Raw genomic sequence first — 23,330 nt, forward strand, 5'->3', positions numbered from 1 at the left:
TCTGTCTATGCGGACTATATGGGAGTACAAATTTGGGATGTTAACGGCAATCGCGGGACAATATGAGTTCAAACGACTTCATCACGTTATTTTTCCTGGTAGCGGCAGTTCTGATCTTTTTCCAGCTGCGCAGCGTCCTTGGCCGCCGCACCGGAAACGAGAAGCCGCCACGTGACCTCTATACGCCGCGCGATGCGGCCGCCCCCGAACCGGCAGATGCCGGCAAGGTGGTGACGCTGCCGCGCCGCGACAGCAATGGCGAAGAAGAAGATCGCTTCGCGGCTATCGACGCCTTCGCTCCGGCCGGAACTGCGCTCAACGAATCGCTTCGCGAGCTCAACAAGGCGGATCCGTCCTTCACGCCGAAGGAATTCCTGAACGGCGCCAAGATGGCCTACGAGATGATCGTCATGGCCTATGCCGATGGCGACCGGAAATCGCTGAAGAACCTGCTTTCGCGCGAAGTCTATGATGGTTTCGATGCAGCGATCGCCGATCGCGAGACGAAAGGCGAGAAGGTGAAATCCACCTTTGTCGGCATCGACAAGGCGGAAATCACCCATGCGGAAGTGAAGGGCAGCGAGGCGCAGATCACGATCCGCATCATCAGCCAGCTGATTTCGGCGACCTACGACAAGGACGACAAGCTGATCGAAGGCGACGCCGAGAACGTTGCCGAGGTAAACGACCTCTGGACCTTCGCCCGCGATACGCGTTCGCGCGATCCGAACTGGAAACTTGTGGCAACCGAATCGGAACATGAGTGACGGTCAGGCAGATTTTACGCTGCACCCCATCAGCTTCGATGAATTGAAGGGCTGGAAGGATGATGATCCTTCCAGCCTTTTTGAAGTCATGGACGCCTGCCGCAAACATATCGCGGTCAAGCCATACCGCACGGGATCGCTCGGGCTGACGGCGGCGGATCTCTCCGCGCTTCTCGATAAGGCACGAACGGCCAATATCTCGGACGCCGCTTCGACGCGCCGTTTCTTCGAAGAAAACTGTCGGCCGTTTCTGATCCGCAAAAGCGATGGCAAGCCCGGCTTCGTCACCGCCTTCTATGAGCCCGAGATCGCGGTTTCAGCGGTGCCGGATGAAGTCTACCGCTTTCCCTTCTATCGCCGCCCGGAGGATCTGATCGATCTCGACGACAGCAATCGTCCCGCTGATATCGATCCCTATTATGCCTTCGGCCGCCTGACGGATGGCAATATCAGCGCCTATCCCGACCGGCAGATGATCGATGAAGGTTTTCTCGATGGACGTGGCCTCGAGATCGCTTGGGCCAAATCCAAGATTGATATCTTCTTCGTCCACGTCCAGGGCGCTGCGCGCCTGCGCTATCCCGATGGCACTATCGGCCGCATCACCTATGCCGCCAAGGCCGGCCATCCATTCTCGGCGGTCGGCAAGCTTTTGATTGAGCGCGGCGAAATCGATCGCAGCCGGATTTCCATGCAGTCGATCCGCGCCTGGCTCAATGCCCATCCGGAGCAGGTGGATGAAGTTCTCTGGCATAATCGCTCCTACATTTTCTTCCGTGAAGCCGAGGTCGAGGGGATCGAAGCCGGACCGATCGCGGCCGCAAAAGTACCGCTGCTTGCCGGCCGCTCGCTGGCGGTCGACCGGCTGATCCATACGTTCGGCTTTCCCTTCTTCATCCGCTCGGAAAGCCTCACCCATCTCGATGACGGAAAGCCCTTCGCCCGGCTGATGCTGGCGCTCGACACCGGCTCGGCAATCGTCGGCCCGGCCCGCGGCGACATCTTCACCGGTTCGGGCGATGAAGCCGGCGAACAGGCCGGAACGGTGCGCAATGATGCGGACTTCGTCATCCTGATCCCCAACGACGCCGCGGAGAGATTTCTCTGATGGCCAAGGATCGCAAGCTCAGCACCGACGAACGTATTCTCTGGGGCAGGGTGGCCAAGAGCACCCGGCCGATGTCGGGCAAGGCGGAGGAACTAACGGAGCTCGACGCTTTCCTAGCCGCTGCCGAAGCTGAGATTGAAAAGGCCGAGCAGCAGCGCAAAGCCGCGCCGGTTGCCGAACAGGCGCCGCAGGCACCGGCCGCAAAGAAAACCTCTGGCGTCCATCATCCGCTGGAGCGCCCGGTCAAGCGCAAGATCGCCAAGGGACGCCTCGCGCTCGAAGCGCGCATCGATCTCCACGGCCTCGTCCAGAGCGAGGCGCATGTCATCCTTCTCGACTTCCTGATCCGTGCGCACGAACGCGGCATGCGCCATGTGCTCGTCATCACCGGCAAGGGCAGTTCGCTCGGCAGCGAAGGCGCCCTGAAGAGGGCGGTGCCGTTCTGGTTCTCCAAGCCGGAATTCCGCTATCTGATCTCATCCTATGAGACCGCCGCGCAGCATCATGGCGGCGAAGGTGCGCTTTACATCCGCCTGGCCCGGCGCGGAGAGCGCTCATGACCACGCCGTTCGGAGAAGCGGTGCGCAAATTGCGGGTGCGCAAGGGTGTCTCGCAGAAGCAGATGGCAGCGGCGCTGAATGTCTCGCCGGCCTATCTATCGGCGCTCGAGCATGGAAAGCGCGGGCTACCGACCTTCGATCTGCTGCAGCGGATCGCCGGATATTTCAACATCATCTGGGATGAAGCGGAAGAACTCTTCCTGCTTGCCCGCTCGTCAGACCCGCGCGTGGTCGTCGATACCTCGGGTTTGTCACCCGAATACACGGCTTTTGCCAACCGCCTGGCAGGTCAAATCCGCAGCCTTGACGCGACTGTTTTGGCAGAGCTCACAGCCCTGCTTGAAAAAGGCAAAAAAGCGGACGGAAAAGCGTCATAATCCCCTGCTTTATGCCTGATTTCAGGGCTCCGGCATTGGGAATGGCGTGCAAAAACCCTATATTCCGGAATGAAAAACACCAGTGATTCGCAAGGGTCATTGCAGCTGTTACAACAGGGAAATTCAAAGACAGTATGACCGATACACCCGCGACGGAAAACGGCGTTACCGCCGAGTATGGCGCAGACTCCATCAAGGTCCTGAAGGGCCTCGATGCCGTCCGCAAGCGCCCCGGCATGTATATCGGCGATACCGACGACGGCTCCGGCCTGCATCACATGGTCTACGAAGTCGTCGACAACGCGATCGACGAAGCGCTGGCCGGCCATGCCGACCTCGTCACCGTCACGCTCAATCCCGACGGATCGGTCACGGTCACCGACAACGGCCGCGGCATCCCGACCGGCATGCATGACGAAGGCGTTTCGGCTGCCGAAGTCATCATGACCCAGCTCCATGCCGGCGGTAAGTTCGACCAGAATTCCTACAAGGTTTCCGGCGGTCTGCACGGCGTCGGCGTTTCTGTTGTCAACGCGCTCTCGGTTCAGCTGAAGCTCAAGATCCGCCAGAAGGGCAAGGTCCACGAGATGAGCTTCACCCATGGCGTGGCCGACGCGCCGTTGGCGGTGACGGGTGATGCGGGCGACGAGACCGGCACCGAGGTGACTTTCCTCGCAAGCCCCGAGACCTTCACCAAGACCGAATACGATTACCCGACACTGGAGCATCGCCTGCGCGAGCTGGCCTTCCTTAACTCGGGTGTGCGCATCATTCTCACCGACAAGCGCCATTCCGACGTCAAGCAGGAAGAGCTGCTCTATGACGGCGGTCTCGAAGCCTTCGTGCATTATCTCGACCGCGCCAAGAAGCCGCTGATCGAAAAACCGATCTTCTTCCGCAACGAGAAGGATGGCATCACGGTCGAAGTGGCAATGTGGTGGAACGACAGCTACCACGAGAATGTCCTCTGCTTCACCAACAACATCCCGCAGCGCGACGGCGGCACACATCTTGCCGGTTTCCGCGCGGCGCTTACCCGCCAGGTCACCGGCTATGCCGATAGCTCCGGCATTCTGAAGAAGGAAAAGGTCGCGCTGACCGGCGACGATTGCCGCGAAGGCCTGACCGCCGTTCTCTCGGTAAAGGTACCGGATCCGAAGTTCTCGTCGCAGACGAAGGACAAGCTGGTTTCGTCGGAAGTCCGTCCCGTTGTCGAAAACCTCTCGAACGAGGCGCTCAGCATCTGGCTCGAAGAGCATCCGGCTGAATCCAAGGTTCTCGTCGGCAAGGTCGTCGAAGCTGCTGCCGCTCGCGAAGCGGCCCGCAAGGCGCGTGAGCTGACCCGCCGCAAGGGCGCCCTCGATATCGCCTCGCTGCCCGGCAAGCTGGCCGATTGCTCCGAGCGCGATCCGTCCAAGTCCGAAGTCTTCCTCGTCGAGGGTGACTCGGCAGGCGGTTCGGCAAAACAGGGCCGTTCGCGCGAAAACCAGGCGATCCTGCCGCTGCGAGGCAAGATCCTGAACGTCGAGCGTGCCCGCTTCGACAAGATGCTGTCTTCTGCGGAAATCGGCACGCTGATCACCGCGCTCGGCACCGGCATCGGCAAGGACGAGTTCAACGCCGAAAAGCTGCGCTACCACAAGATCATCATCATGACGGATGCTGACGTCGACGGCGCCCACATCCGTACGCTGCTGCTGACCTTCTTCTTCCGCCAGATGCCGGAGCTGATCGAGCGCGGTCATCTCTACATCGCCCAGCCGCCGCTCTATAAGGTGGCACGCGGCAAGTCGGTGCAGTACGTCAAGAACGAAGGCGCTCTCGAAGAATACCTGATTGGCCAAGGCCTCGAAGATGCGGCCTTGAGGCTTGCCAGCGGTGAAGTTCGCGTCGGCCAGGATATGCGCGAAGTCATCTCGGACGCGCTGCGCCTTCGCACGCTGATCGATGGTCTGCATTCCCGCTACAACCGCGCCGTCGTCGAACAGGCGGCGATTGCCGGTGCGCTGAATGCCGAAGCCGTCAGCGATCGCGCCCGCGCCGAGCAGCTGGCGTCCGACGTAGCCAAGCGTCTCGATATCATCGCCGAAGAAACCGAACGCGGTTGGGAAGGTGGCCTGACGAGCGAAGGCGGTCTCCGCCTCGAGCGCATGGTCCGCGGCGTCAAGGAAGTCGTTATCCTCGATATGGCACTGATCGGCTCGCAGGATGCGCGCCACATCGATCAGATCTCGTCGCGCCTCAAGGAAATCTACGACGTTCCGCCGAAGCTCTCGCGCCGTGATGGCGACACCGAGATTGCCGGCCCGCGCGCTCTTCTGGACGCAATCTTCGCCAGCGGCCGAAAGGGCCTGACGATGCAGCGCTATAAGGGTCTTGGCGAAATGAATGCCGAACAGCTTTGGGAAACGACGCTCGATCCGAACGTCCGCTCGCTGCTGCAGGTCAAGGTCGCCGATGCGACCGATGCCGATGGTCTCTTCGCCCGCCTGATGGGCGATGAGGTCGAGCCGCGCCGCGAGTTCATCCAGGACAACGCGCTGAGCGTCGCAAACCTCGATATCTGATCGAATTCAAACAAGCAAAAGGCCGCGCAACGATAGCTGCGCGGCCTTTTTTGTTTCTACGCCAATGATTTAATCGGCGATGAACTTGCCGTTGAAGGCGACTTCCGAGAGCGGCTTGCGCTGGCTCGGGAATTCACGCGCCTGGTTGCGTTCGGAAAGCACGCTCTTGTCTGCGAGACGACCGAATGCAATGCCCGCTTCGACGCGGTAGCCTTCCGGGATCTCGAAAGTCTTCATGATCTCGTCATGCTTGATGCCGCCCATGCCGTGGGCATAGAAGCCAGAAAGCCGCGCCTGCATGGCGAAATAGCCCCAGGCCGTACCGGCATCGAAGGAATGCGTGTAGCTCTTCTTGCCTTCGGAGAACTCGCCGCTGAAGCCGCGGGAAACGACGAAGAGCAACGCTGAAGCATTCTTCGCCCATTCCTGATTGGCCTCGACCAGCAAACCAAGCAGCGTCTCGAAATGCTCGGAGCCCTTCAGCGCGTAGATGAAGCGCCAGGGCTGCTGGTTGGCGGAGGAGGGCGCCCAATGGGCGGCGTCGAGGATGGTCAGAAGCTGCTCTTCGCTAATGACTTCGCCGGTGAAGGCGCGCGGCGACCAGCGGTCGAGAAACATGGCATCGATCGGAAATTGGGATTCGCGGCTGTTGCTTGTGGTCATGGGTGGGGGCTCCTGTCCATTGTCGCCTACCGTCATATTTCCGGCCTCCACCCTTTGGCAAGCGCGAGACCGAGCGAAGCGTGCACAGTCTGTTTCAAAATTCTGGGCCTCCCACGCGCGCGAATAAGCGGTAGGTAAGCGGCAACGTGACGATCAGGAGGCATGGCCGTGCTGGTGAATGGAAAATGGACCGAAGATTGGCAGCCGGTGCAGGCGACCGATGCGAAGGGTGGCTTTGTCCGCCAGACCTCGAGTTTCCGCAACTGGATCACGCCGGATGGCTCGGCCGGGCCGACCGGCGAGGCGGGCTCCAAGGCCGAGGCCGGGCGTTACCATCTTTACGTCGCCTATATCTGCCCCTGGGCATCGCGCACGCTGATGGGCCGGGCTCTCAAAGGGCTTGAGGATGTCATCACCGTCTCCGTCGTCGAACCGGCGCTGTCACGACAGGGCTGGCAATTCGGTGACTATCCGGGCGCGACCGCCGACACCGTCAATGGTGCGACCTATATGCATGAAATCTATACGAAAGTTGCACCTGATTTCACCGGCCGCGCGACCGTTCCCGTTCTCTGGGACAAGCAGAAGCAGACAATCGTCAACAACGAATCCGCCGATATCCTGCGCATGCTCAATAGCGGTTTCGGCAATCTCGCCAGGAATGACGTCGATCTTTACCCGGCTGCCAAACGCGCGGAAATCGATGCGTTCAATGGGCGGATTTACCCAAATCTCAACAACGGCGTCTATCGCGCCGGCTTCGCGACGACGCAGATCGCCTATGAGGAAGCCTTCGCCGACGTCTTCAATTGCCTCGATTGGGTCGCCCCGCGGCTTGAAGGACGATCATTCCTTTTCGCCGATCACCCGACCGAAGCCGACATCCGTCTGTTCGTCACGCTGGTCCGCTTCGATGCCGCCTATCACGGCCTCTTCAAATGCAATCTGCGCCGTGTCTCGGATTATCCCGCTTTGAAGGCGTTCTGCCGTCGCGTGCTGGATTGGCCGGGCGTCGCGGCGACCGTGAACATCGACCATATCAAGCGCGGCTATTACTCGATCGAGAAGCTCAATCCGACGCGGATCGTCCCTGTTGGCCCAGATCTCGCGGAGATTTTTTGAGCGCGCCGTACCGCTTAACTGAAAACCCGTAATGACAGTCCGGGCCAACTGGGTCATAGGTGCCTTCCCACTGCTTTTCGATGAGGAGGACACCCCATGAAACTGATGCGTGTTGGCGAAGCCGGCAGCGAAAAGCCTGCAATTCTCGATGCCGATGGCAAGATCCGCGACCTCTCGGCGCATGTCGCGGATATTGGCGGCGCTGCGATTTCGCCGGATGGCCTGAAGAAGATCGCGGCGCTCGACCCCAAGAGCCTGCCGGAGCTCGCGCCGGGCCGCATCGGCGCCTGCGTTGCCGGCACCGGCAAGTTCATCTGCATCGGCCTGAACTATTCGGACCACGCTGCCGAAACCGGCGCAACGGTTCCTCCGGAGCCGATCATCTTCATGAAAGCCACCTCGGCGATCGTCGGCCCGAACGACAACGTCATCATCCCACGCGGTTCTGAAAAGACCGATTGGGAAGTCGAGCTCGCGGTTGTCATCGGCAAGACGGCAAAATACGTCTCTGAAGCCGAAGCCCTTGATTATGTTGCCGGTTACTGCGTCTGCGACGACGTCTCCGAGCGTGCTTTCCAGACCGAGCGCTCCGGCCAGTGGACCAAGGGCAAGTCCTGCGACACCTTCGGCCCGATCGGCCCCTGGCTCGTCACCAAGGATGAAATCCCCGATCCGCAGAACCTCGGCATGTGGCTGACTGTCAACGGCCAGAAGATGCAGGACGGCTCCTCGAAGACCATGGTCTACGGAGTGGCTTTCCTGGTTTCCTATCTCAGCCAGTTCATGTCGCTGCATCCGGGCGACGTGATCTCGACCGGCACGCCTCCTGGTGTCGGCATGGGCCAGAAGCCGCCGCGCTATCTGAAAGCCGGCGATGTCGTCGAACTCGGCATCGAGGGCCTCGGCACCCAGAAGCAGACATTCGTCGCCGATCGCTGAACAGCGGTCTCTTAACGATTGAAGAGCATCATGATGCCGGGGATGTGATGCCCCGGCATTTTCTTTTGCAGTGCGGATACCTATGTTGCTATGCAACAAAAGCCTGTTAATCTGCGTTGAAGTGCCAGCAGAGACGATGGAAAGAAGTGTGTGCCTGCCCCCAATGGCGCCGTCTTTTCCGGTAAAGAAAGGTGGCGCATCCGATGTTTTACCAGCTCTATGAACTGAACCATGCCGCAATGGCGCCCTTCCGGGCCGCCGCCGATGTGATGCGGCTTGCCTATGCCAATCCGCTCAATCCCTGGTCCCAGACCCCCTTCGGCCGAACGATTGCCGCCAGCCTCGAAATGTTCGAGCGCACCACTCGCCGCTACGGCAAGCCGGAATTTGGCCTGAACGAAACGGTGGTAGGCGACAAGACGGTCAAGGTTCGCGAGGAGATCGTCTGGTCCCGCGCCTTCTGCAATCTTCTGCATTTCTCCCGCAATCTTCCTGCCGCCCATCGCGATCCGCGCATCCTGATCGTCGCACCGATGTCGGGCCACTATGCAACGCTGCTGCGCGGCACGGTCGAAGCGTTGCTGCCGAGCGCCGATATCTACATCACCGACTGGATCGACGCCCGCATGGTGCCGATGACCGAGGGCACTTTCGATTTCGACGATTACGTCGACTACGTCATCGAGATGCTGCATTTCCTCGGCCCGGACACGCATGTCATCGCCGTCTGTCAGCCCTCCGTGCCGGTTCTCGCGGCCGCTGCGGTGATGGAAGAGGCGAACGATCCGCTGTCGCCCGCGTCGATGACTCTGATGGGTGGTCCGATCGATACCCGCATCAACCCGACGGCCGTCAACAAGCTCGCAAAAGATAAGCCGTTGGAATGGTTTGCCGATAACGTCATCATGAATGTTCCCTGGCCCCAGCCTGGTTTCATGCGTCCCGTTTATCCGGGCTTCCTGCAGCTGTCGGGCTTCATGTCGATGAATCTCGACCGGCATGTGATTGCGCACAAGGAATTCTTCATGCACCTCGTGAAGAACGACGGTGAGCCGGAGAAGCATCGCGATTTCTACGACGAATATCTGGCAGTCATGGACCTGACGGCGGAATTCTACCTGCAGACCGTTGATCAGGTGTTCATCAAGCACGCGCTGCCGAAGGGCGAACTCGTCCATCGCGGCAAGCTCGTCGATCCCTCGGCAATCCGCAATGTCGCGCTACTCACTGTCGAAGGCGAGAATGACGACATCTCCGGCGTCGGCCAAACCAAGGCCGCCCAGACGATCTGCACCAACATCCCCGACAACATGCGCATGCACTACCTGCAGCCCGATGTCGGCCATTACGGTGTCTTCAACGGCTCCCGCTTCCGCCGCGAGATCGCGCCCCGCATCGTCAGCTTCGTCAACGAGCACTCCCGCTCGTCGAAGCCTTCGGTCAAGCGCGTCATCAAGGGCGGCAAATCCGCCTGAGTTAGCGGATGCTGAATTAATTAAGCCCGCTCAAGGCCTTGTCCGATTTTGCCGGAAATCGCCTTGAAGGCGCGCGGAGCGGTAACCACATCGATTTTCAGCATTCGGTATTCTGCCGGGTGCAGAAAGCGAGGATACCGCACGATGAACCAGTCAGCATTGCTCCGCCCGGATTGGACTCCGGCTACCATTGCCTTGATGGTGCTCGGCTTCGTGGTCTTCTGGCCCCTGGGCCTGGCCATGCTTGCCTATATCATCTTCGGCGAACGCCTTCGCGGCTTCAAGCGCGACGCCAACAGCACGGCAGATAGCTTCTTTGCAGGCTGCCGCCGCTCGCGTGACCGTTACCGCCCGCATTTCACCACCGGCAACGTCGCTTTTGACGATTGGCGGAAGGCCGAGCTCGACCGCATCGAAGAAGAGCGCCGCAAGCTCGACGAAATGCGCGAGGAGTTCGACAACTACCTGCGCGAACTTCGCCGCGCCAAGGACCAGGACGAGTTCGACCGCTTCATGCGCGATCGCAAGAACGCCAAGCGCGACGACAACGGCCCGGTCGCCGAGTTCCAGACGCCGTAACGGGCGCGCGGAAATGAGGATCGAACCGGCATCTCCGATGCCGGTTTTTCTTTGCCCGGATTTGCCGCGAATCGTATAGAAAAGCCCTATGTTTCCGCTTCTTTCAAAGCCGCGGCGGCCTGCCGCCCGAAAGCCTGCGCCGCCTGAAACGCGGACGCTTGACGTGGCGGGCCGGCTGATGCCGCTGACGATCAAGCAGCATGATCGCGCCACGCGCATCACGCTGCGCATCGAGCCCGGCGGCCGGGCGCTGAAGATGACTGTTCCCCGCGGACTGGCGCAGCGCGAAGTCAACGCTTTCCTGGACCGGCATCAGGGCTGGCTTCTCACCAAACTCGCAAAGTTTTCCCCGGAGACTGGCCTTCGCGACGGCGGCGAGATTCTTCTCCGCGGCATTCGCCACCGGATCCGGCATACAGGCAGCCTGCGTGGCCTGACGGAAACCGCGATCATCGATGGCTACCATGTCCTCAAGGTCAGCGGCATGCCGGAGCATCTCGGCCGGCGGATCGCCACCTTCCTGAAAAAGGAAGCCCGCGCCGATCTGGAGAGGCTGGCGCATTTCCACGCCCACTCGATCAAGGCGCCGATCAAGTCCATCTCGATGAAGGATACCCGCAGCCGCTGGGGATCCTGCTCTTATGAAGGCAACCTGAGCTTTTCCTGGCGCATCGTCATGGCGCCGCCCTCCGTCATCGACTATCTCGCTGCCCATGAAGTGGCCCATCTCAAGGAGATGAACCACGGGCCACGGTTCTGGGCGCTGTGCGAAAAGCTCTGCCCGGATATGGATGAGGCCAAGGGCTGGCTGAAGCGCCACGGCAGCCTGCTTCACGCCATCGATTTCGACTGAGCGGAAACCGCGGGAAATTAAGCCTTCGTCGCAAATTGGCTCGACTCAGCAGCCTTTTCGTGTCACTCCGCTGCCATGAAACCGGACATCAAAATCTGCGGCCTCAAGACTGCCGAGGCGATCGACCGCGCGTTGGCGCGCGGCGCGACCCATATCGGCTTCATCTTCTTCGAAAAGAGCCCGCGTTACATCGAGCCGGACGTCGCTGGAAGGCTTGCCGAGGCAGCCCGTGGCAAGGCCAAGATCGTTGCCGTCACGGTGAACCCTACCAACGACGATCTCGATGAAATCGTTGCGCTTTTGCGCCCGGATATGATCCAGCTGCACGGCGATGAAAGCCCGGAACGCGTTTTGACCATAAAGGCCGTTTACGGTCTTCCGGTCATGAAGGCCTTCTCTGTCCGTACCTCCGAAGATCTGCAGCGCGTCGAGGCCTATATCGGCATTGCCGACCGGTTCCTGTTCGATGCCAAGCCGCCGAAGGGCTCTGAATTGCCCGGCGGTAACGGCGTTTCCTTCGACTGGAGCCTGCTCAGCTGGCTTGACGACAGCGTGGATTACATGCTTTCCGGAGGGCTGAACAAGGATAACATTGCCCAAGCCATGGCGATAACCAAGGCGCCGGGTATCGACGTTTCCTCCGGTGTCGAGAGTGCCCCGGGTACCAAGGACGTCGTGATGATCGATAGATTTTTCGATGCGGTCGAGAAGGCCTGTGAGCCTGAAACCGTTTCAGGGAGTTGAGAGTGAACGATACGCCTAAACCGAATTCCTTCCGTTCCGGCCCCGATGAAGACGGCCGTTTCGGCATCTATGGCGGCCGTTTCGTCGCCGAGACGCTGATGCCCCTGATCCTCGACCTGCAGGCTGAGTGGGACAAGGCAAAGAACGATCCGGAATTTCAGGCGGAACTGAAGCATCTCGGCACGCACTATATCGGCCGCCCGAGCCCGCTCTACTTCGCCGAACGCCTGACGGCTGAACTCGGCGGCGCGAAGATCTATTTCAAGCGCGAAGAGCTGAACCACACCGGCTCGCACAAGATCAACAACTGCATTGGCCAGATTCTGCTGGCCAAGCGCATGGGCAAGACCCGCATCATCGCCGAAACCGGCGCTGGCCAGCACGGCGTTGCCTCGGCAACTGTTGCCGCCCGCTTCGGCCTTCCCTGCGTCGTCTACATGGGTGCCACCGACGTCGAGCGTCAGGCGCCGAACGTCTTTCGCATGAAGCTCCTCGGCGCCGAAGTGAAGCCGGTGACAGCTGGCCACGGCACGCTGAAAGACGCCATGAACGAGGCGCTGCGTGACTGGGTCACCAATGTCGAAGACACCTACTACCTGATCGGTACCGCTGCCGGTCCGCATCCCTATCCGGAAATGGTTCGCGATTTCCAGGCCGTCATCGGCACCGAAGCCAAGCAGCAGATGCTCGAGGCCGAAGGACGTCTGCCGGATCTCGTCGTTGCCGCCGTCGGCGGTGGTTCGAATGCGATCGGCATCTTCCATCCGTTCCTCGATGACCAAAGCGTCAAGATCGTCGGCGTCGAAGCCGGCGGTAAGGGCTTGCAGGGCGATGAGCATTGCGCTTCGATCACCGCCGGTTCGCCCGGCGTTCTGCATGGAAACCGCACCTATCTACTGCAGGACGGCGATGGCCAGATCAAGGAAGGCCATTCGATTTCGGCGGGCCTCGACTATCCCGGCATCGGCCCGGAGCATTCCTACCTGAACGATATCGGCCGCGTCGAATACGTGCCGATCATGGACCACGAAGCGCTCGAAGCTTTCCAGACGCTGACGCGCCTCGAAGGCATCATTCCGGCGCTCGAGCCGTCGCATGCGCTGGCTGAAGTCATCAAGCGCGCGCCGAAGATGGGCAAGGACGAGATCATCCTGATGAACCTCTCCGGCCGCGGCGACAAGGACATCTTCACTGTCGGCAAGATTCTCGGAATGGGTGCTTAAGTCATGACTGCTCGTATGGACAAACGCTTTGCCGACCTGAAGGCTGAGGGCCGCCCGGCGCTCGTCACCTATTTCATGGGCGGTGATCCGGACTACGAAACCTCGCTCGGCATCATGAAGGCGCTGCCGGAAGCCGGTTCCGATATCATTGAGCTCGGCATGCCCTTCTCGGATCCGATGGCCGATGGCCCGGCGATCCAGCTTGCAGGCCAGCGCGCGCTGAAGGGCGGTCAGACGCTCAAGAAGACGCTGCAGCTCGCTGCCGACTTCCGCAAGTCCGATGACGCGACGCCGATCGTCATGATGGGTTACTACAACCCGATCTACATCTACGGCGTCGAGAAGTTTCTCGATGATGCACTCGCCGCCGGCATCGACGGCCTGATCGTCGTCGATCTGCCGCCGGAAATGGACGACGAGCTCTGCATTCCGGCAATCCGCAAGGGCATCAACTTCATCCGCCTGGCAACGCCGACGACGGATGAGAAGCGCCTGCCGGCCGTTCTGAAGAACACTTCGGGCTTCGTCTATTATGTCTCGATGAACGGCATCACCGGCTCGGCTCTGCCCGATCCGTCGCTGGTCTCGGGTGCCGTGAAGCGCATCAAGCAGCACACCGACCTGCCTGTATGCGTCGGCTTCGGCGTCAAGACGGCCGACCATGCGAAGGTCATCGGCGGCTCGGCTGATGGCGTCGTCGTCGGCACCGCCATCGTCAATCAGGTGGCCACAAGCTTGACCAAGGACGGAAAAGCGACAGCTGATACGGTTCAGGCCGTTGCCACGCTCGTCCGCGGTCTTTCATCCGGAACGCGTTCGGCGCGCCTTGTTGCTGCCGAATAGTGTCCCCACATTGGCTGTAGTCAATCAGGAGTTTTTGATTTGAACTGGATCACCAATTACGTCCGCCCGCGGATCAATTCCATGCTGGGCCGCCGTGAAGTTCCGGAAAATCTCTGGATCAAGTGCCCGGAAACGGGCGAGATGGTCTTCCACAAGGATCTGGAAGACAACAAGTGGGTCATTCCTGCCTCCGGCTATCACATGAAGATGCCGGCAAAGGCACGCCTGGCCGACCTGTTCGACAACGCCGAATATGAAGCGCTGGTCCAGCCGAAGGTGGCGCAGGACCCGCTGAAGTTCCGCGATTCCAAGAAATACACCGACCGTCTGCGCGACAGCCGCCTGAAGACCGAGCAGGAAGACACGATCGTCGCCGGCGTCGGTAAGGTGCGCGGTCTGAAGCTCGTTGCCGTCGTTCACGAGTTCAACTTCATGGGCGGCTCGCTCGGCATTGCGGCCGGTGAGGCGATCGTCAAGGCATTCGAGCGCGCCATTTCGGAGAAGTGCCCGCTTGTCATGTTCCCGGCTTCGGGCGGCGCCCGCATGCAGGAAGGCATTCTCTCGCTGATGCAGCTGCCGCGCACGACCGTTGCCGTCGACATGCTGAAGGAAGCAGGCCAGCCCTATATCGTCGTTCTCACCAACCCGACAACGGGCGGCGTCACGGCTTCTTACGCCATGCTCGGCGATATGCATCTGGCAGAGCCGGGCGCTGAAATCTGCTTTGCAGGCAAGCGCGTCATCGAACAGACGATCCGCGAAAAGCTGCCGGAAGGCTTCCAGACCTCGGAATACCTGCTGGAACACGGCATGGTCGACATGGTCGTGAAGCGCCACGATATCCCGGATACGCTGGCGCGCGTCCTGAAGATCTTGACCAAGAAGCCGGCAAACACCGTTGCAACCAATGGCAGCGCGGTCGCCCTGGCAGCGAGCGCCTGATCGATCCAGAACCTGCCTCAGCGGAGGGCCGAATGATACCTAGGGGTCAGACCGTCGTGAGCGAGGCAGCACAGGAAATCGACAAGCTCTTGGAATTGCATCCCAAGGGCTTCGATCTTTCGCTGGAGCGGATCACCCGCCTGCTCGAAATTCTCGGAAACCCGCAGGACAAGCTCGCGCGGGTTATCCACGTTGCCGGCACCAACGGCAAGGGATCGGTGACGGCCTTCTGCCGTGCCCTGCTTGAAGCGGGCGGCTATAGCGTCCACGTCCATACCTCTCCGCATCTGGTGAACTGGCACGAGCGCTACCGCATGGGCGTCAAGGGCGGCCGCGGCGAGCTCGTCGAAGACGCCGTCTTTGCCGATGCCGTGCGCCGCGTCGCCGAAGCCAATGCCGGCCAGAAGATCACCGTTTTCGAAATCCTGACCGCCGTCACCTTCCTGCTCTTTTCAGAGCATCCGGCCGATGCCGCGGTCATCGAAGTCGGCCTCGGCGGCCGCTTCGATGCGACCAACGTCATCTCCGATCCGGCTGTCTCGGTCATCATGCCGATCTCGCTCGATCACCAGCCCTACCTCGGGGATCGCGTCGAGCTGATCGCCGCCGAAAAGGCAGGCATCATGAAGCCGAAGCATCCCGTCGTGATCGGCCAGCAGCCCTATGATGCCGCCCTCGAAGTGCTGATGTCGACTGCCGAGCGGCTGCATTGTCCGACCGCCGTCTACGGTCAGGATTTCATGGCCCATGAAGAATACGGCCGCCTCGTCTATCAGGACGAGTTCGGTCTTGCCGATCTGCCACTGCCGAGGCTTCCCGGCCGCCATCAATATGCCAATGCCGCCGCCGCCATCCGCGCCGTCAAGGCTGCGGGCTTCGTCGTCACGGAAGCGATGATGGAAAAGGCACTGGGAAGCGTCGAGTGGGCCGGCCGCCTGCAGCGGTTGACCGATGGCCGCCTGATGGCGAATGCGCCCGCTGGTGCTGAAATCTGGATTGATGGCGGGCATAATCCCGGTGCCGGCGAAGTGATTGCCGAGGCTATGGCGAATTTCGAGGAAAAGCAGCCGCGGCCGCTTTATCTGATCACCGGCATGATCAACACCAAGGATCCGGTCGGTTATTTCAAGGCATTTGCGGGATTGGCGGAGAAGGTCTTCTGCGTCCCGATCCGCGGTAGCGATGCGATGATCGATCCGGTCATTCTCGCCAACGCGGCCTACGATGCGGGGCTGGTTGCCGAGCCGATGTCGACGGTCGGCGAAGCGCTGGATGCGATCAAGGAAATCCTCGATCCGGCAAAGCCGCCGCCGCGCATTCTGGTCGGCGGGTCGCTCTACCTCGTAGGCGACGTGCTCTCGGACAACGGCACACCGCCGAAATGAAAAAAGCCCGGTCGAAACCGGGCTTTTTCTTTAAGATATCAACGCGCATTAGGCGGCGCTGGAAATCCAGTTCGACAGGGCCGTCTTCGGAGCGGCGCCGACCTTGATGTCAGCGACTTCGCCAGCCTTGAAGATTGCGAGCGTCGGGATCGAGCGAACGCCGAACTGGGCAGCCAGTTCCGGGTTTTCGTCGATGTTGAGCTTGGCGACCTTCACCTTGCCGGCGAGCTCGGTCGAGATTTCCTCGAGGCTCGGGGCGATCATCTTGCACGGGCCGCACCACTCAGCCCAGAAATCGACAACGACGGGCTCTGCGGATTCCAGAACTTCCGACTGGAAGTTATTGATATCGACTTTCACGGTAGCCATAGGCTGCTCCTTTGCGGGGAATTTGCTGTTGACCCACATGTGATGGTGCGGTGTCATAATTTCAATGACCGGTATTTCACTTTGTCTTGAGTCCCGCAAGCGCCAATTCTAGGGTGCGCTCGCTCAGCCGGTGAACGGCTGCGTTCTCGGTATAGACCAGCACGCATTCGACCGGCTTGCCGGGATAAAGCGGCGCCAGGATCTCGCGATAGATCGCAAGCTGCGCCTTGTGCGCATAGGGAACGGCCTCTTCCGTCTGTGGCGGCACCCGGTTCGTCTTGTAATCCAGAATAACAATGCGGTCGTCGAGCACGGCCAATCTGTCGATCCGGCCGGAAACCGCATACTGCTTGTCCTCAAGCGTCAGCGTCCCCATGATCGAGACTTCCGGCTGTGCATGCGCCGAAAAGACCGGCTGCAGGCTCTGCTCCGTCAATAGTTTCAGAACCGAATCGACAAGCCGGTCCCGTTCGCTCTGAGGCCAATGCCGCGCTGTCCTGCCAACATAGCGTTCGGCCGCAGAGGTGCGTTCCGCTGCCGGAATATCGGGGAGCATCTGCAGCATGCGGTGGATCAGGCGGCCTTTCTCCAGCGACCGGTCGGATCGCGGCGGCTCGCTGAAAAGCGGCGAAGCGACCAGCAGATCGTCCGCCTCTTCATCGATGATCGTTCCGGCGCCCGATGGGCTGAGTGGCCGCGGCAGCTGTCTTTGCGGTGGCAGCGGCCGGAGCATCGCTGCGGGCAGCTCATGCTTGTCCTGCATCTCCGCCCGCGGCTCGGCCCGTTCGAAGCTGCGCTCGACCTGCGGTACGCGCCACGTCACGCCGGGCCAGCTACCATCCGGCCCGTCAAATTCCACCGCCGTCACATACGGATGGCTGTCGCTCATGGCGGCGGAGATCATTGCGTGCCAAGTCTCGGCGTTGGCGCGCACGCCGCGATAGCCGCAGACGACCAGCCGGTCGGCCGCACGCGTCATCGCCACATAGAGCAGCCGGCGATATTCCTCTTCCGCCAGCGTCTGGATGCGCGCGGCATCGGTCTGCGTCCGCGAATTGGCAAGATCGCTGACCGGCACCCAGACCGGCATCGGCTCGCTATTGCCCATCTCAAGCAGCCGCAGCTTCGGGATATGCGTGTGGGTAAAGGCCTTGCCGCCGCTATCGACGAGGAACACGATCGGCGCTTCCAGGCCCTTCGAGGCATGCACGGTCATGATCCGCACTTCGTTGCGGCCCTTGTCCTGCTCGCGCTTGACCTCCGGTGCCTCGAGTTCCAGCGTCGAGATGAAGGATTGCAGGCCGGGCAAGCCGGAACTCTCGTGATCGAGCGCAAAGGTCAGGAACTCGTCCAGGATGTCGCTGACCTCGGTGCCGAGCCGGGCAAGGAACTGCCGGCGTCCGCCATGTACGCCAAGCACCCGGGCGTAGAAATCGTGAACCGAAAGCGATCGCGACTGGTCGAGAAACAGCTTCAGCCGCTTTTCCGCTCCCGCATAGGCCTCGTGACCGTCGGCACCGAAGCTTTGCAGATGGCTCCAGACGCTCTGATGCTCGCCGCGTAGCGCAGCCAGAGCAAAGACCTGATCCTCAGACAGATCGAAGAGCGGGCTTTTCAGTACCGCAGCCAGCGAGAGGTCATCCTGCGGCAGAAGCAGGAAGCGGCCGAGCGCAAGAAGATCCTGCACGGCGATATGGCTCGTCAGGCGCAGACGGTCGGCACCGGCCACCGGAATATTGTTTCGGCGCTTCAGCGCCCGGGTCAGCGCATTGACGAAGCTGTCGCGCTTGCGCACCAGAACCAGGATGTCGCCGGCCTCGATCAGTCGCTCGTTGCCCTTTTCGACGATCGTTTCGCGTCCCACGAGCTTCTCGATCGTATGGGCCATGCGCCGGGCAAGGATCGCCGGCGGCGCGCTTTCCGGCGTCGCATCGAAGGGGGCCGTCCAGTCTTCGTCCTTGATGACCGCCTCGGGCGCGACCATCTCCCAGAGATCGACAGCGCCCGGATGGCCGATGCGGCTCGAGCGGTGAATGACCGGCTCGCCCTCGGCGCTCAGCCCCCTGGCGTTCTCCGGCGGCAGGAACACGTGGTCGACGGCAGCCAGCACATCCGATGTCGAGCGGAAGGAGAGCGGCAAGCGCACCGGCGTGAACTGCTGGCCGCTCGCCTGTACCTTGCGCTGCGTTCGCTTGCTCTCTTCGGAGAAGCGCTCCGGCCGGGCGCCCTGGAACGAATAGATCGACTGCTTCTCGTCGCCGACAGCAAACAGCGTGCGCACCACCGGCCGGGCGCTTTCGCCGGAGAAGAAGTCTTCCGCCAGCGACTGGATGACGCTCCACTGGATCGGGCTGGTATCCTGCGCCTCGTCGACGAGGATATGATCGATGCCCTGATCGAGCTTGTAATGGATCCAGGGGCCAACACCGCTCTTCGTCAGGAGATCGGCGGTACGGGTGATCAGATCCTCGAAGTCGAGATGGCTGCGCTGCTTCTTCAGGTCTTCGTAGTCGCGGTTCAGCCGTTCGGCGAGAACCAGCGCGGCATGCGTCGCGGTAAACATCCGCATGATCTTCAGCCGGTCGCGGCAGGCAACGACATGGTCGCGCGCCGCGGCGATCGCTGCCGTCAGTTCCGGCGCATCCGCGAGCATCGCCTTCACGGTGAATTGCGAATCCGACTTCGGTTCACCTTTCACCGTCAGGAAGATCTTCTCCAGCAGCTCGGCGCGCTTGGCCGCATTGCGTTCGTTCGATGCCTGGCGAAGCCCGTAGGCGACTTCCTGTGCCTTGGCGCCACCCTTCTGCGCCGCAAGCGACATGTAGAGGTCGAGCATCAGGCCGGAGAGTTCAGGCAGCGGCCAATATTGGCCGGCGATGTCGGCCTCGGTCTCCGTCGGCGAAAGCTTTAGGCTTTTGCGCAGGGCCATGGCGATGCCGCCCTCCGCTTCGGCAACGGCCGTGAAGCGGCGGATCGCGTTTCGATTGGCAACGATCTCTTCGAGCAGCGCTTCCAGCCCGCTTTCGTCGCCAAGATTGAGAACATAGGCGAAGGCTTCGGCGAGCGCCGCATCCTCTTCCGGCGCCGTTGCTGTCAGAAGCGAGCGCCGGGCATCCGCGAGCAGCGTTGCCGCAGCCCGATCGTCGAGCACCGAGAAATGTCCGGCGACATTGGCTTCCAGCGGAAACTGGTGCAGCAGCGCTTCGCAGAAGGCGTGGATCGTCTGGATCTTCAATCCACCTGGCGTTTCCAGCGCCTTGGCAAACAGCCGTCGCGCTTCGGCAAGCTTCACCCTGTCAGGCATTTCGCCTTCGATCTGGCCAATCCGCTTGCTGAGCTCCTCATCCGACAGGACGGCCCAGTCGGCCAGCCGCGCAAAGACGCGGTTCGACATTTCGGAGGCTGCAGCCTTCGTATAGGTGAGGCAGAGGATGGCCGAGGGCCGGGCGCCCGCGAGCAGCAGACGGATGACGCGCTGCGTCAGAACATGGGTCTTGCCGGATCCGGCATTGGCCGACACCCAGGCCGAGCGTTGGGGATCGGAGGCGATCGCCTGCTGGATCGTCGTCCAGCTGATCCAGGTGCCGGGATCGTCACTCTCGGGAAGGGCCGTCACGTCATTCATCACCGCCGGCCTCCTCTTCTTCTGCCGTCGACCATTCGGAAACGCGGGCCAGATGGTCGTAGTCCCCACCGAAATCGAACTGCTGGGCGGGAATGAGCCGCGAGGTAAAGCCGCGCTCGCCGGATTGCAGCAACGACACGAACTTGATCAGCTGGTCGATCGACTCTTCTGCAAGGTCGAGCGCCGATTTGGCCTTGTCGCTGCGTGCCGAATTCTCGTTGTTGACGGTATCGGCACGGAACCGGCTGCCGGGCCGTAGCCGCACGTAAAGGAGATCCTGCGGTACGAGACTTCCGGCATCCCGGAAGGCACCCGCGCTCAAGGCTGCCGCTTCAAGCGCCAGCTGCGGATCGAGCAGGGTTCGTGCCTGGGCAGGAGAGGGGTTGTAACCCGTCTTGTAGTCGATGATATCAGCGGCCTTCGGCCCGGTCAGATCGATGCGGTCTGCCACCCCGGTCAGCCGGATATTGACGGTATCGAGCTCGACGCTGCCGCGAACTTCGGTAAAGGTCCGGCGGATCGCCGGGCGGCGCTCGGCTTCCCAATCCAGAAAGGCACGGGCGACCTCGCGGAAGCGTGGGCGCCAGACGGCATCGATATGGGCCGGCAACTCCTCCATGTCGAAAAGCTCGGTCAGGATGCGCTCCATTGCCGATTCGCCCTCAAGCGTTCCGGCAATATGTCCCTCGCGGACGAAGCGGTCGATGATCGCGTGATAGAGCGTACCGCGCTCGGCCGCGCCCGGATCGCGATTGAAGGGATCGACGGGATCGAGACGCAGGATGCGTCGGGCATAGATCGCATAGGGATCACGGCGCAGACGGCCGACTTCGCTGAAGGAATAGGATTTCGGCTGCAGCTCGGCCGGCGGAATCGGGGAGGGACGTTGCGCCGGCGCCTGCGGGTTGCCTTCGTCGAGTAGATTGACCCAATGCACGTATTTTTCGCCGCGCCCTCTCAAGCTTGCTTCAAAGTCCGAGCCACCAAGTGCCAGCAGCCGCTGCAGCCAACGTGAGGCGACCGTCGGCGTCGAGCCCTGGCGCAGCGCACGCGAATAGATCAGCTTCCGGGTGCCGTTCGCCATCTCAAAGTCATGGGCGAGCTGGCCGATGCGCCGCTCCGGCGGCTCCAGGCCGATCTCCGTCTTCATCATCCGCGAGATGAAGGGATTATTGGCCGTCTGGCCCGGCCAAGAGCCCTCGTTCAGGCCGCCGAGGATCAGCGTATCGACATTCTGGAGGCGGGCTTCGAGCGTACCGAAGATAAAGACGCGCGGATGGGTGAGCGCCCGGGGTTTCGCCGCCTGGCCCGCCGAAAGCGCCGCGATGATATCGATCCATTGCGGACCGTCGGCTTCCAGTTGACCCTCTGTTTCCATCACCTCGGCAAGCAGCCCGGCCAGCGCGTCACCGGCTTCACCGCTCCAGAGACTGGAGAGATCGCCGCGGGCATCGCGGGCCACCGCTTCCAGCGCACGGCCGGTGCGTTCCGCCCATTCGGAAAGTGTGAACTTGGCAGTCAGCCCGCGCCCATCGCCACCGCGTCTGACCAGCGTTGAAACCAAAGGCTCCGTGGCACTGGTGATCCGTGTGGCGAGATCGCGCGCCTGATCGATGGCATCGGCGGGCAGCGCCTTGCGCCAGTGCGGCGCATGCCGGTCGTCGCGCTGTTCGAAGAGCTGCCGCTCCAGAAGGGCGTTTAGCGTCGCGATATCGACATCCGCCACGCCGCCGCGCAATGCCAGCAGCTCAAGCGCCTCCACGGCACCGGTGAGCGCTGCCTTGTCGAGGCCGAAATGGCTCAGTGGGTGTTTCAGCAGGGCGACGAGCGCGACGGGATCACCCGGCCGCAGGGTCGCCTCAAGGACGAGCTGCAGGAACGTGCCCTGCGGCATCGCCGCCAGCGGTGTACCGGCGGAGTCGTCGGCGAGGATGCCGAAACGCGCCAGCTCGGACATGACGCGCCGGGCGAGGTTGCGGTCTGGCGTGATCAGCGCCGCCTGGCTTTCGCCGTTTCGACCGGGCTCCTCAAGGGCAAGGCGCAGAGCAATGGCGATCGCGGTCGCTTCCTCACGCTCGTTTGCAGCTTCGATCAGCGCCACGTCGGCAAAGCCGGATGCAATGGCATCGCCGGGCAGCTCGCTCTTCCATTCGCCCCAACCGCTGGTCGCTTCCGCCGGTGCGAGGGCTCGCGAGAGGACCTCCGCACGCTGCCGCAGCGCCGGCTCCGCTTCGACGATCGGCGTGACATCATTGCGTGTCAGCTTGAGCCGCTTCAGGAGATGAGAAAGGCCATATTGCGAATGGCTGCGGCTCGCCGGATTGACGGGCCGTCCGGAGATCGGCTCCGGCGCGACCATCCGCCAATGCTCGTCCGGCATGGAAAGATCGAGGCCGGGCAGCACGATAACGCCTTCGAGCAGATCGGCTACGGCGGCGATCAGGTCGGCCGTCGCTGGCACGGAACCGGTCGAACCGGCGATAATGATCGGCCCGGCAGGATGCGAGGTTGCGAGCCGGTTGGCCTCGGCGCGCAGGATCGCATTGCGGTGGCGCGCCGGCGAAGAGCGTCCGAGCTCGGCCAGCCGCTCCGGCCAGAAAGCGCTGGCGATCTGTAGGAATTCCGCCGTCAGCTGCCACCAGAGCGCATGGTCGGCGGCATCGAGCTTGGCGAGCTCGCTCCAGTCGCGATCCTCGGTCTCGATCGAATCGATCAGCTCCGCCAGATTGCGCGCCAGCCAGATGGCATCGGCCGGGCTTGCCGGGGCCACCAGCGGCGAATCCGAATGGATGTGGCGAACGATCTCCGGCAGCTTGTTGCGCCAGGCAAGGATCAGCCGGGCAAGTTCGAGGAGGCGGGCCGTGTTGGACAGCGGTTGCGCCAGATCGAGCGTCGCGGGCAGCGCCTCGTCGAAATAGCCGCTGTCATCGTCGGTCTCCCCGAGCGGCCGGATGACCGGGAGAATGGCCGAGCGGCCGCCGAGCAGATCGACGAATTCTGATCGCAGGACGCGCGCGGCACGCCGCGTCGGCAGGTAGATCGTCACCTTCGACAACGATAGCGGATCGGCCGGGTCGTGCCGGAAATGCGGTGTTAACCGCCCATCGCAGAGCGTCTCCGCGAGTGTCTTCAGAAAGGGCACACCGGCAGGGATCGTCAGGATTCGCGGCTGGTGGCGCTCGCTCATCG

19 protein-coding genes are annotated in these 23,330 nt (G+C 61.8%); 15 read left to right on the plus strand and 4 right to left on the minus strand.

Annotated features, from left to right (window positions below; translation table 11 throughout):
• The first annotated feature begins 62 nt into the window (after positions 1–62).
• The 5 genes from ABIE40_RS19275 (at position 63) to gyrB (ending at position 5,379) form a co-directional block, all read left to right on the plus strand.
• Complete coding sequence (locus ABIE40_RS19275; RefSeq protein ID WP_199628031.1) at positions 63–767, plus strand: Tim44/TimA family putative adaptor protein; 705 nt, start codon at positions 63–65, stop codon at positions 765–767.
• Positions 760–1,875 (plus strand): murein transglycosylase A, encoded by a 1,116-nt coding sequence (mltA, locus tag ABIE40_RS19280; protein ID WP_199628032.1) that lies wholly within the window; start codon positions 760–762, stop codon positions 1,873–1,875. The genes ABIE40_RS19275 and mltA overlap by 8 nt, the downstream gene beginning before the upstream one ends.
• Positions 1,875–2,435 carry a Smr/MutS family protein gene (locus ABIE40_RS19285; protein ID WP_199628033.1) on the plus strand — a complete coding sequence of 187 codons (561 nt, stop codon included), beginning with the start codon at positions 1,875–1,877 and terminating at the stop codon, positions 2,433–2,435. Before mltA ends, ABIE40_RS19285 begins: the two co-directional genes overlap by 1 nt.
• Positions 2,432–2,812, plus strand: a complete 381-nt coding sequence (locus tag ABIE40_RS19290; RefSeq protein ID WP_199628034.1) for a helix-turn-helix domain-containing protein — start codon at positions 2,432–2,434, stop codon at positions 2,810–2,812. Before ABIE40_RS19285 ends, ABIE40_RS19290 begins: the two co-directional genes overlap by 4 nt.
• Positions 2,813–2,946: 134 nt before the next feature.
• Positions 2,947–5,379 (plus strand): DNA topoisomerase (ATP-hydrolyzing) subunit B, encoded by a 2,433-nt coding sequence (gene gyrB, locus ABIE40_RS19295; RefSeq protein WP_112718028.1) that lies wholly within the window; start codon positions 2,947–2,949, stop codon positions 5,377–5,379.
• Positions 5,380–5,448: 69 nt separating this feature from the next.
• Here the strand turns inward: gyrB and ABIE40_RS19300 are convergent, their stop codons facing one another.
• On the minus strand, positions 5,449–6,042 hold the full coding sequence (locus ABIE40_RS19300; RefSeq protein WP_199628035.1) for a nitroreductase family protein: 594 nt from the start codon (positions 6,040–6,042) through the stop codon (positions 5,449–5,451).
• Positions 6,043–6,210: 168 nt separating this feature from the next.
• Here ABIE40_RS19300 and ABIE40_RS19305 point away from each other — a divergent pair, with 168 nt between their 5' ends.
• The 10 genes from ABIE40_RS19305 to ABIE40_RS19350 all read left to right on the plus strand — a co-directional run bounded on the left by ABIE40_RS19305 (position 6,211) and on the right by ABIE40_RS19350 (position 16,147).
• On the plus strand, positions 6,211–7,164 hold the full coding sequence (locus ABIE40_RS19305; protein ID WP_354541057.1) for a glutathione S-transferase family protein: 954 nt from the start codon (positions 6,211–6,213) through the stop codon (positions 7,162–7,164).
• Between the two features lie 96 nt (positions 7,165–7,260).
• Positions 7,261–8,103, plus strand: a complete 843-nt coding sequence (locus ABIE40_RS19310; RefSeq protein WP_199628037.1) for a fumarylacetoacetate hydrolase family protein — start codon at positions 7,261–7,263, stop codon at positions 8,101–8,103.
• Positions 8,104–8,306: 203 nt separating this feature from the next.
• Positions 8,307–9,578: a polyhydroxyalkanoate depolymerase gene (locus ABIE40_RS19315; protein WP_112718022.1), complete on the plus strand. Its 1,272-nt coding sequence runs from the start codon at positions 8,307–8,309 to the stop codon at positions 9,576–9,578.
• Positions 9,579–9,722: 144 nt separating this feature from the next.
• A complete protein-coding gene (locus ABIE40_RS19320; RefSeq protein ID WP_199628038.1) occupies positions 9,723–10,157 on the plus strand; it encodes a DUF2852 domain-containing protein in 435 nt (144 codons plus the stop codon).
• A gap of 88 nt (positions 10,158–10,245) precedes the next feature.
• The gene (locus tag ABIE40_RS19325; RefSeq protein ID WP_199628039.1) at positions 10,246–11,010 is read left to right on the plus strand and encodes a M48 family metallopeptidase; all 765 of its coding nucleotides are present in this window, start codon (positions 10,246–10,248) and stop codon (positions 11,008–11,010) included.
• 75 nt (positions 11,011–11,085) lie between these two features.
• Positions 11,086–11,754, plus strand: a complete 669-nt coding sequence (locus ABIE40_RS19330; RefSeq protein ID WP_199628040.1) for a phosphoribosylanthranilate isomerase — start codon at positions 11,086–11,088, stop codon at positions 11,752–11,754.
• Between the two features lie 2 nt (positions 11,755–11,756).
• Entirely contained in the window at positions 11,757–12,977 is a 1,221-nt protein-coding gene (trpB, locus tag ABIE40_RS19335) for a tryptophan synthase subunit beta (protein ID WP_112718014.1), read from the plus strand.
• Positions 12,978–12,980: 3 nt separating this feature from the next.
• The gene (gene trpA / locus ABIE40_RS19340) at positions 12,981–13,820 is read left to right on the plus strand and encodes a tryptophan synthase subunit alpha (RefSeq protein ID WP_130282937.1); all 840 of its coding nucleotides are present in this window, start codon (positions 12,981–12,983) and stop codon (positions 13,818–13,820) included.
• Positions 13,821–13,859: 39 nt separating this feature from the next.
• Positions 13,860–14,762, plus strand: a complete 903-nt coding sequence (gene accD, locus ABIE40_RS19345; protein WP_199628041.1) for an acetyl-CoA carboxylase, carboxyltransferase subunit beta — start codon at positions 13,860–13,862, stop codon at positions 14,760–14,762.
• 32 nt (positions 14,763–14,794) lie between these two features.
• Positions 14,795–16,147 (plus strand): bifunctional folylpolyglutamate synthase/dihydrofolate synthase, encoded by a 1,353-nt coding sequence (locus ABIE40_RS19350; protein WP_199628042.1) that lies wholly within the window; start codon positions 14,795–14,797, stop codon positions 16,145–16,147.
• A gap of 48 nt (positions 16,148–16,195) precedes the next feature.
• Here ABIE40_RS19350 and trxA read toward each other — a convergent pair whose 3' ends face one another.
• From trxA to addB, 3 genes are read right to left on the minus strand one after another with little or no spacing between them, the layout of a single operon-like run.
• Positions 16,196–16,555: a thioredoxin gene (gene trxA, locus ABIE40_RS19355; protein ID WP_162708728.1), complete on the minus strand. Its 360-nt coding sequence runs from the start codon at positions 16,553–16,555 to the stop codon at positions 16,196–16,198.
• A 37-nt stretch (positions 16,556–16,592) separates the two neighbouring features.
• Positions 16,593–20,141 carry a double-strand break repair helicase AddA gene (gene addA / locus ABIE40_RS19360; protein WP_199628043.1) on the minus strand — a complete coding sequence of 1,183 codons (3,549 nt, stop codon included), beginning with the start codon at positions 20,139–20,141 and terminating at the stop codon, positions 16,593–16,595.
• On the minus strand, positions 20,134–23,328 hold the full coding sequence (gene addB / locus ABIE40_RS19365; protein WP_199628044.1) for a double-strand break repair protein AddB: 3,195 nt from the start codon (positions 23,326–23,328) through the stop codon (positions 20,134–20,136). The genes addA and addB overlap by 8 nt, the downstream gene beginning before the upstream one ends.
• Between the last annotated feature and the right edge of the window lie 2 nt (positions 23,329–23,330).

The sequence above is a fragment of the Rhizobium sp. OAE497 genome, from assembly GCF_040546565.1.
In the GTDB taxonomy this organism is placed as follows: domain Bacteria; phylum Pseudomonadota; class Alphaproteobacteria; order Rhizobiales; family Rhizobiaceae; genus Rhizobium.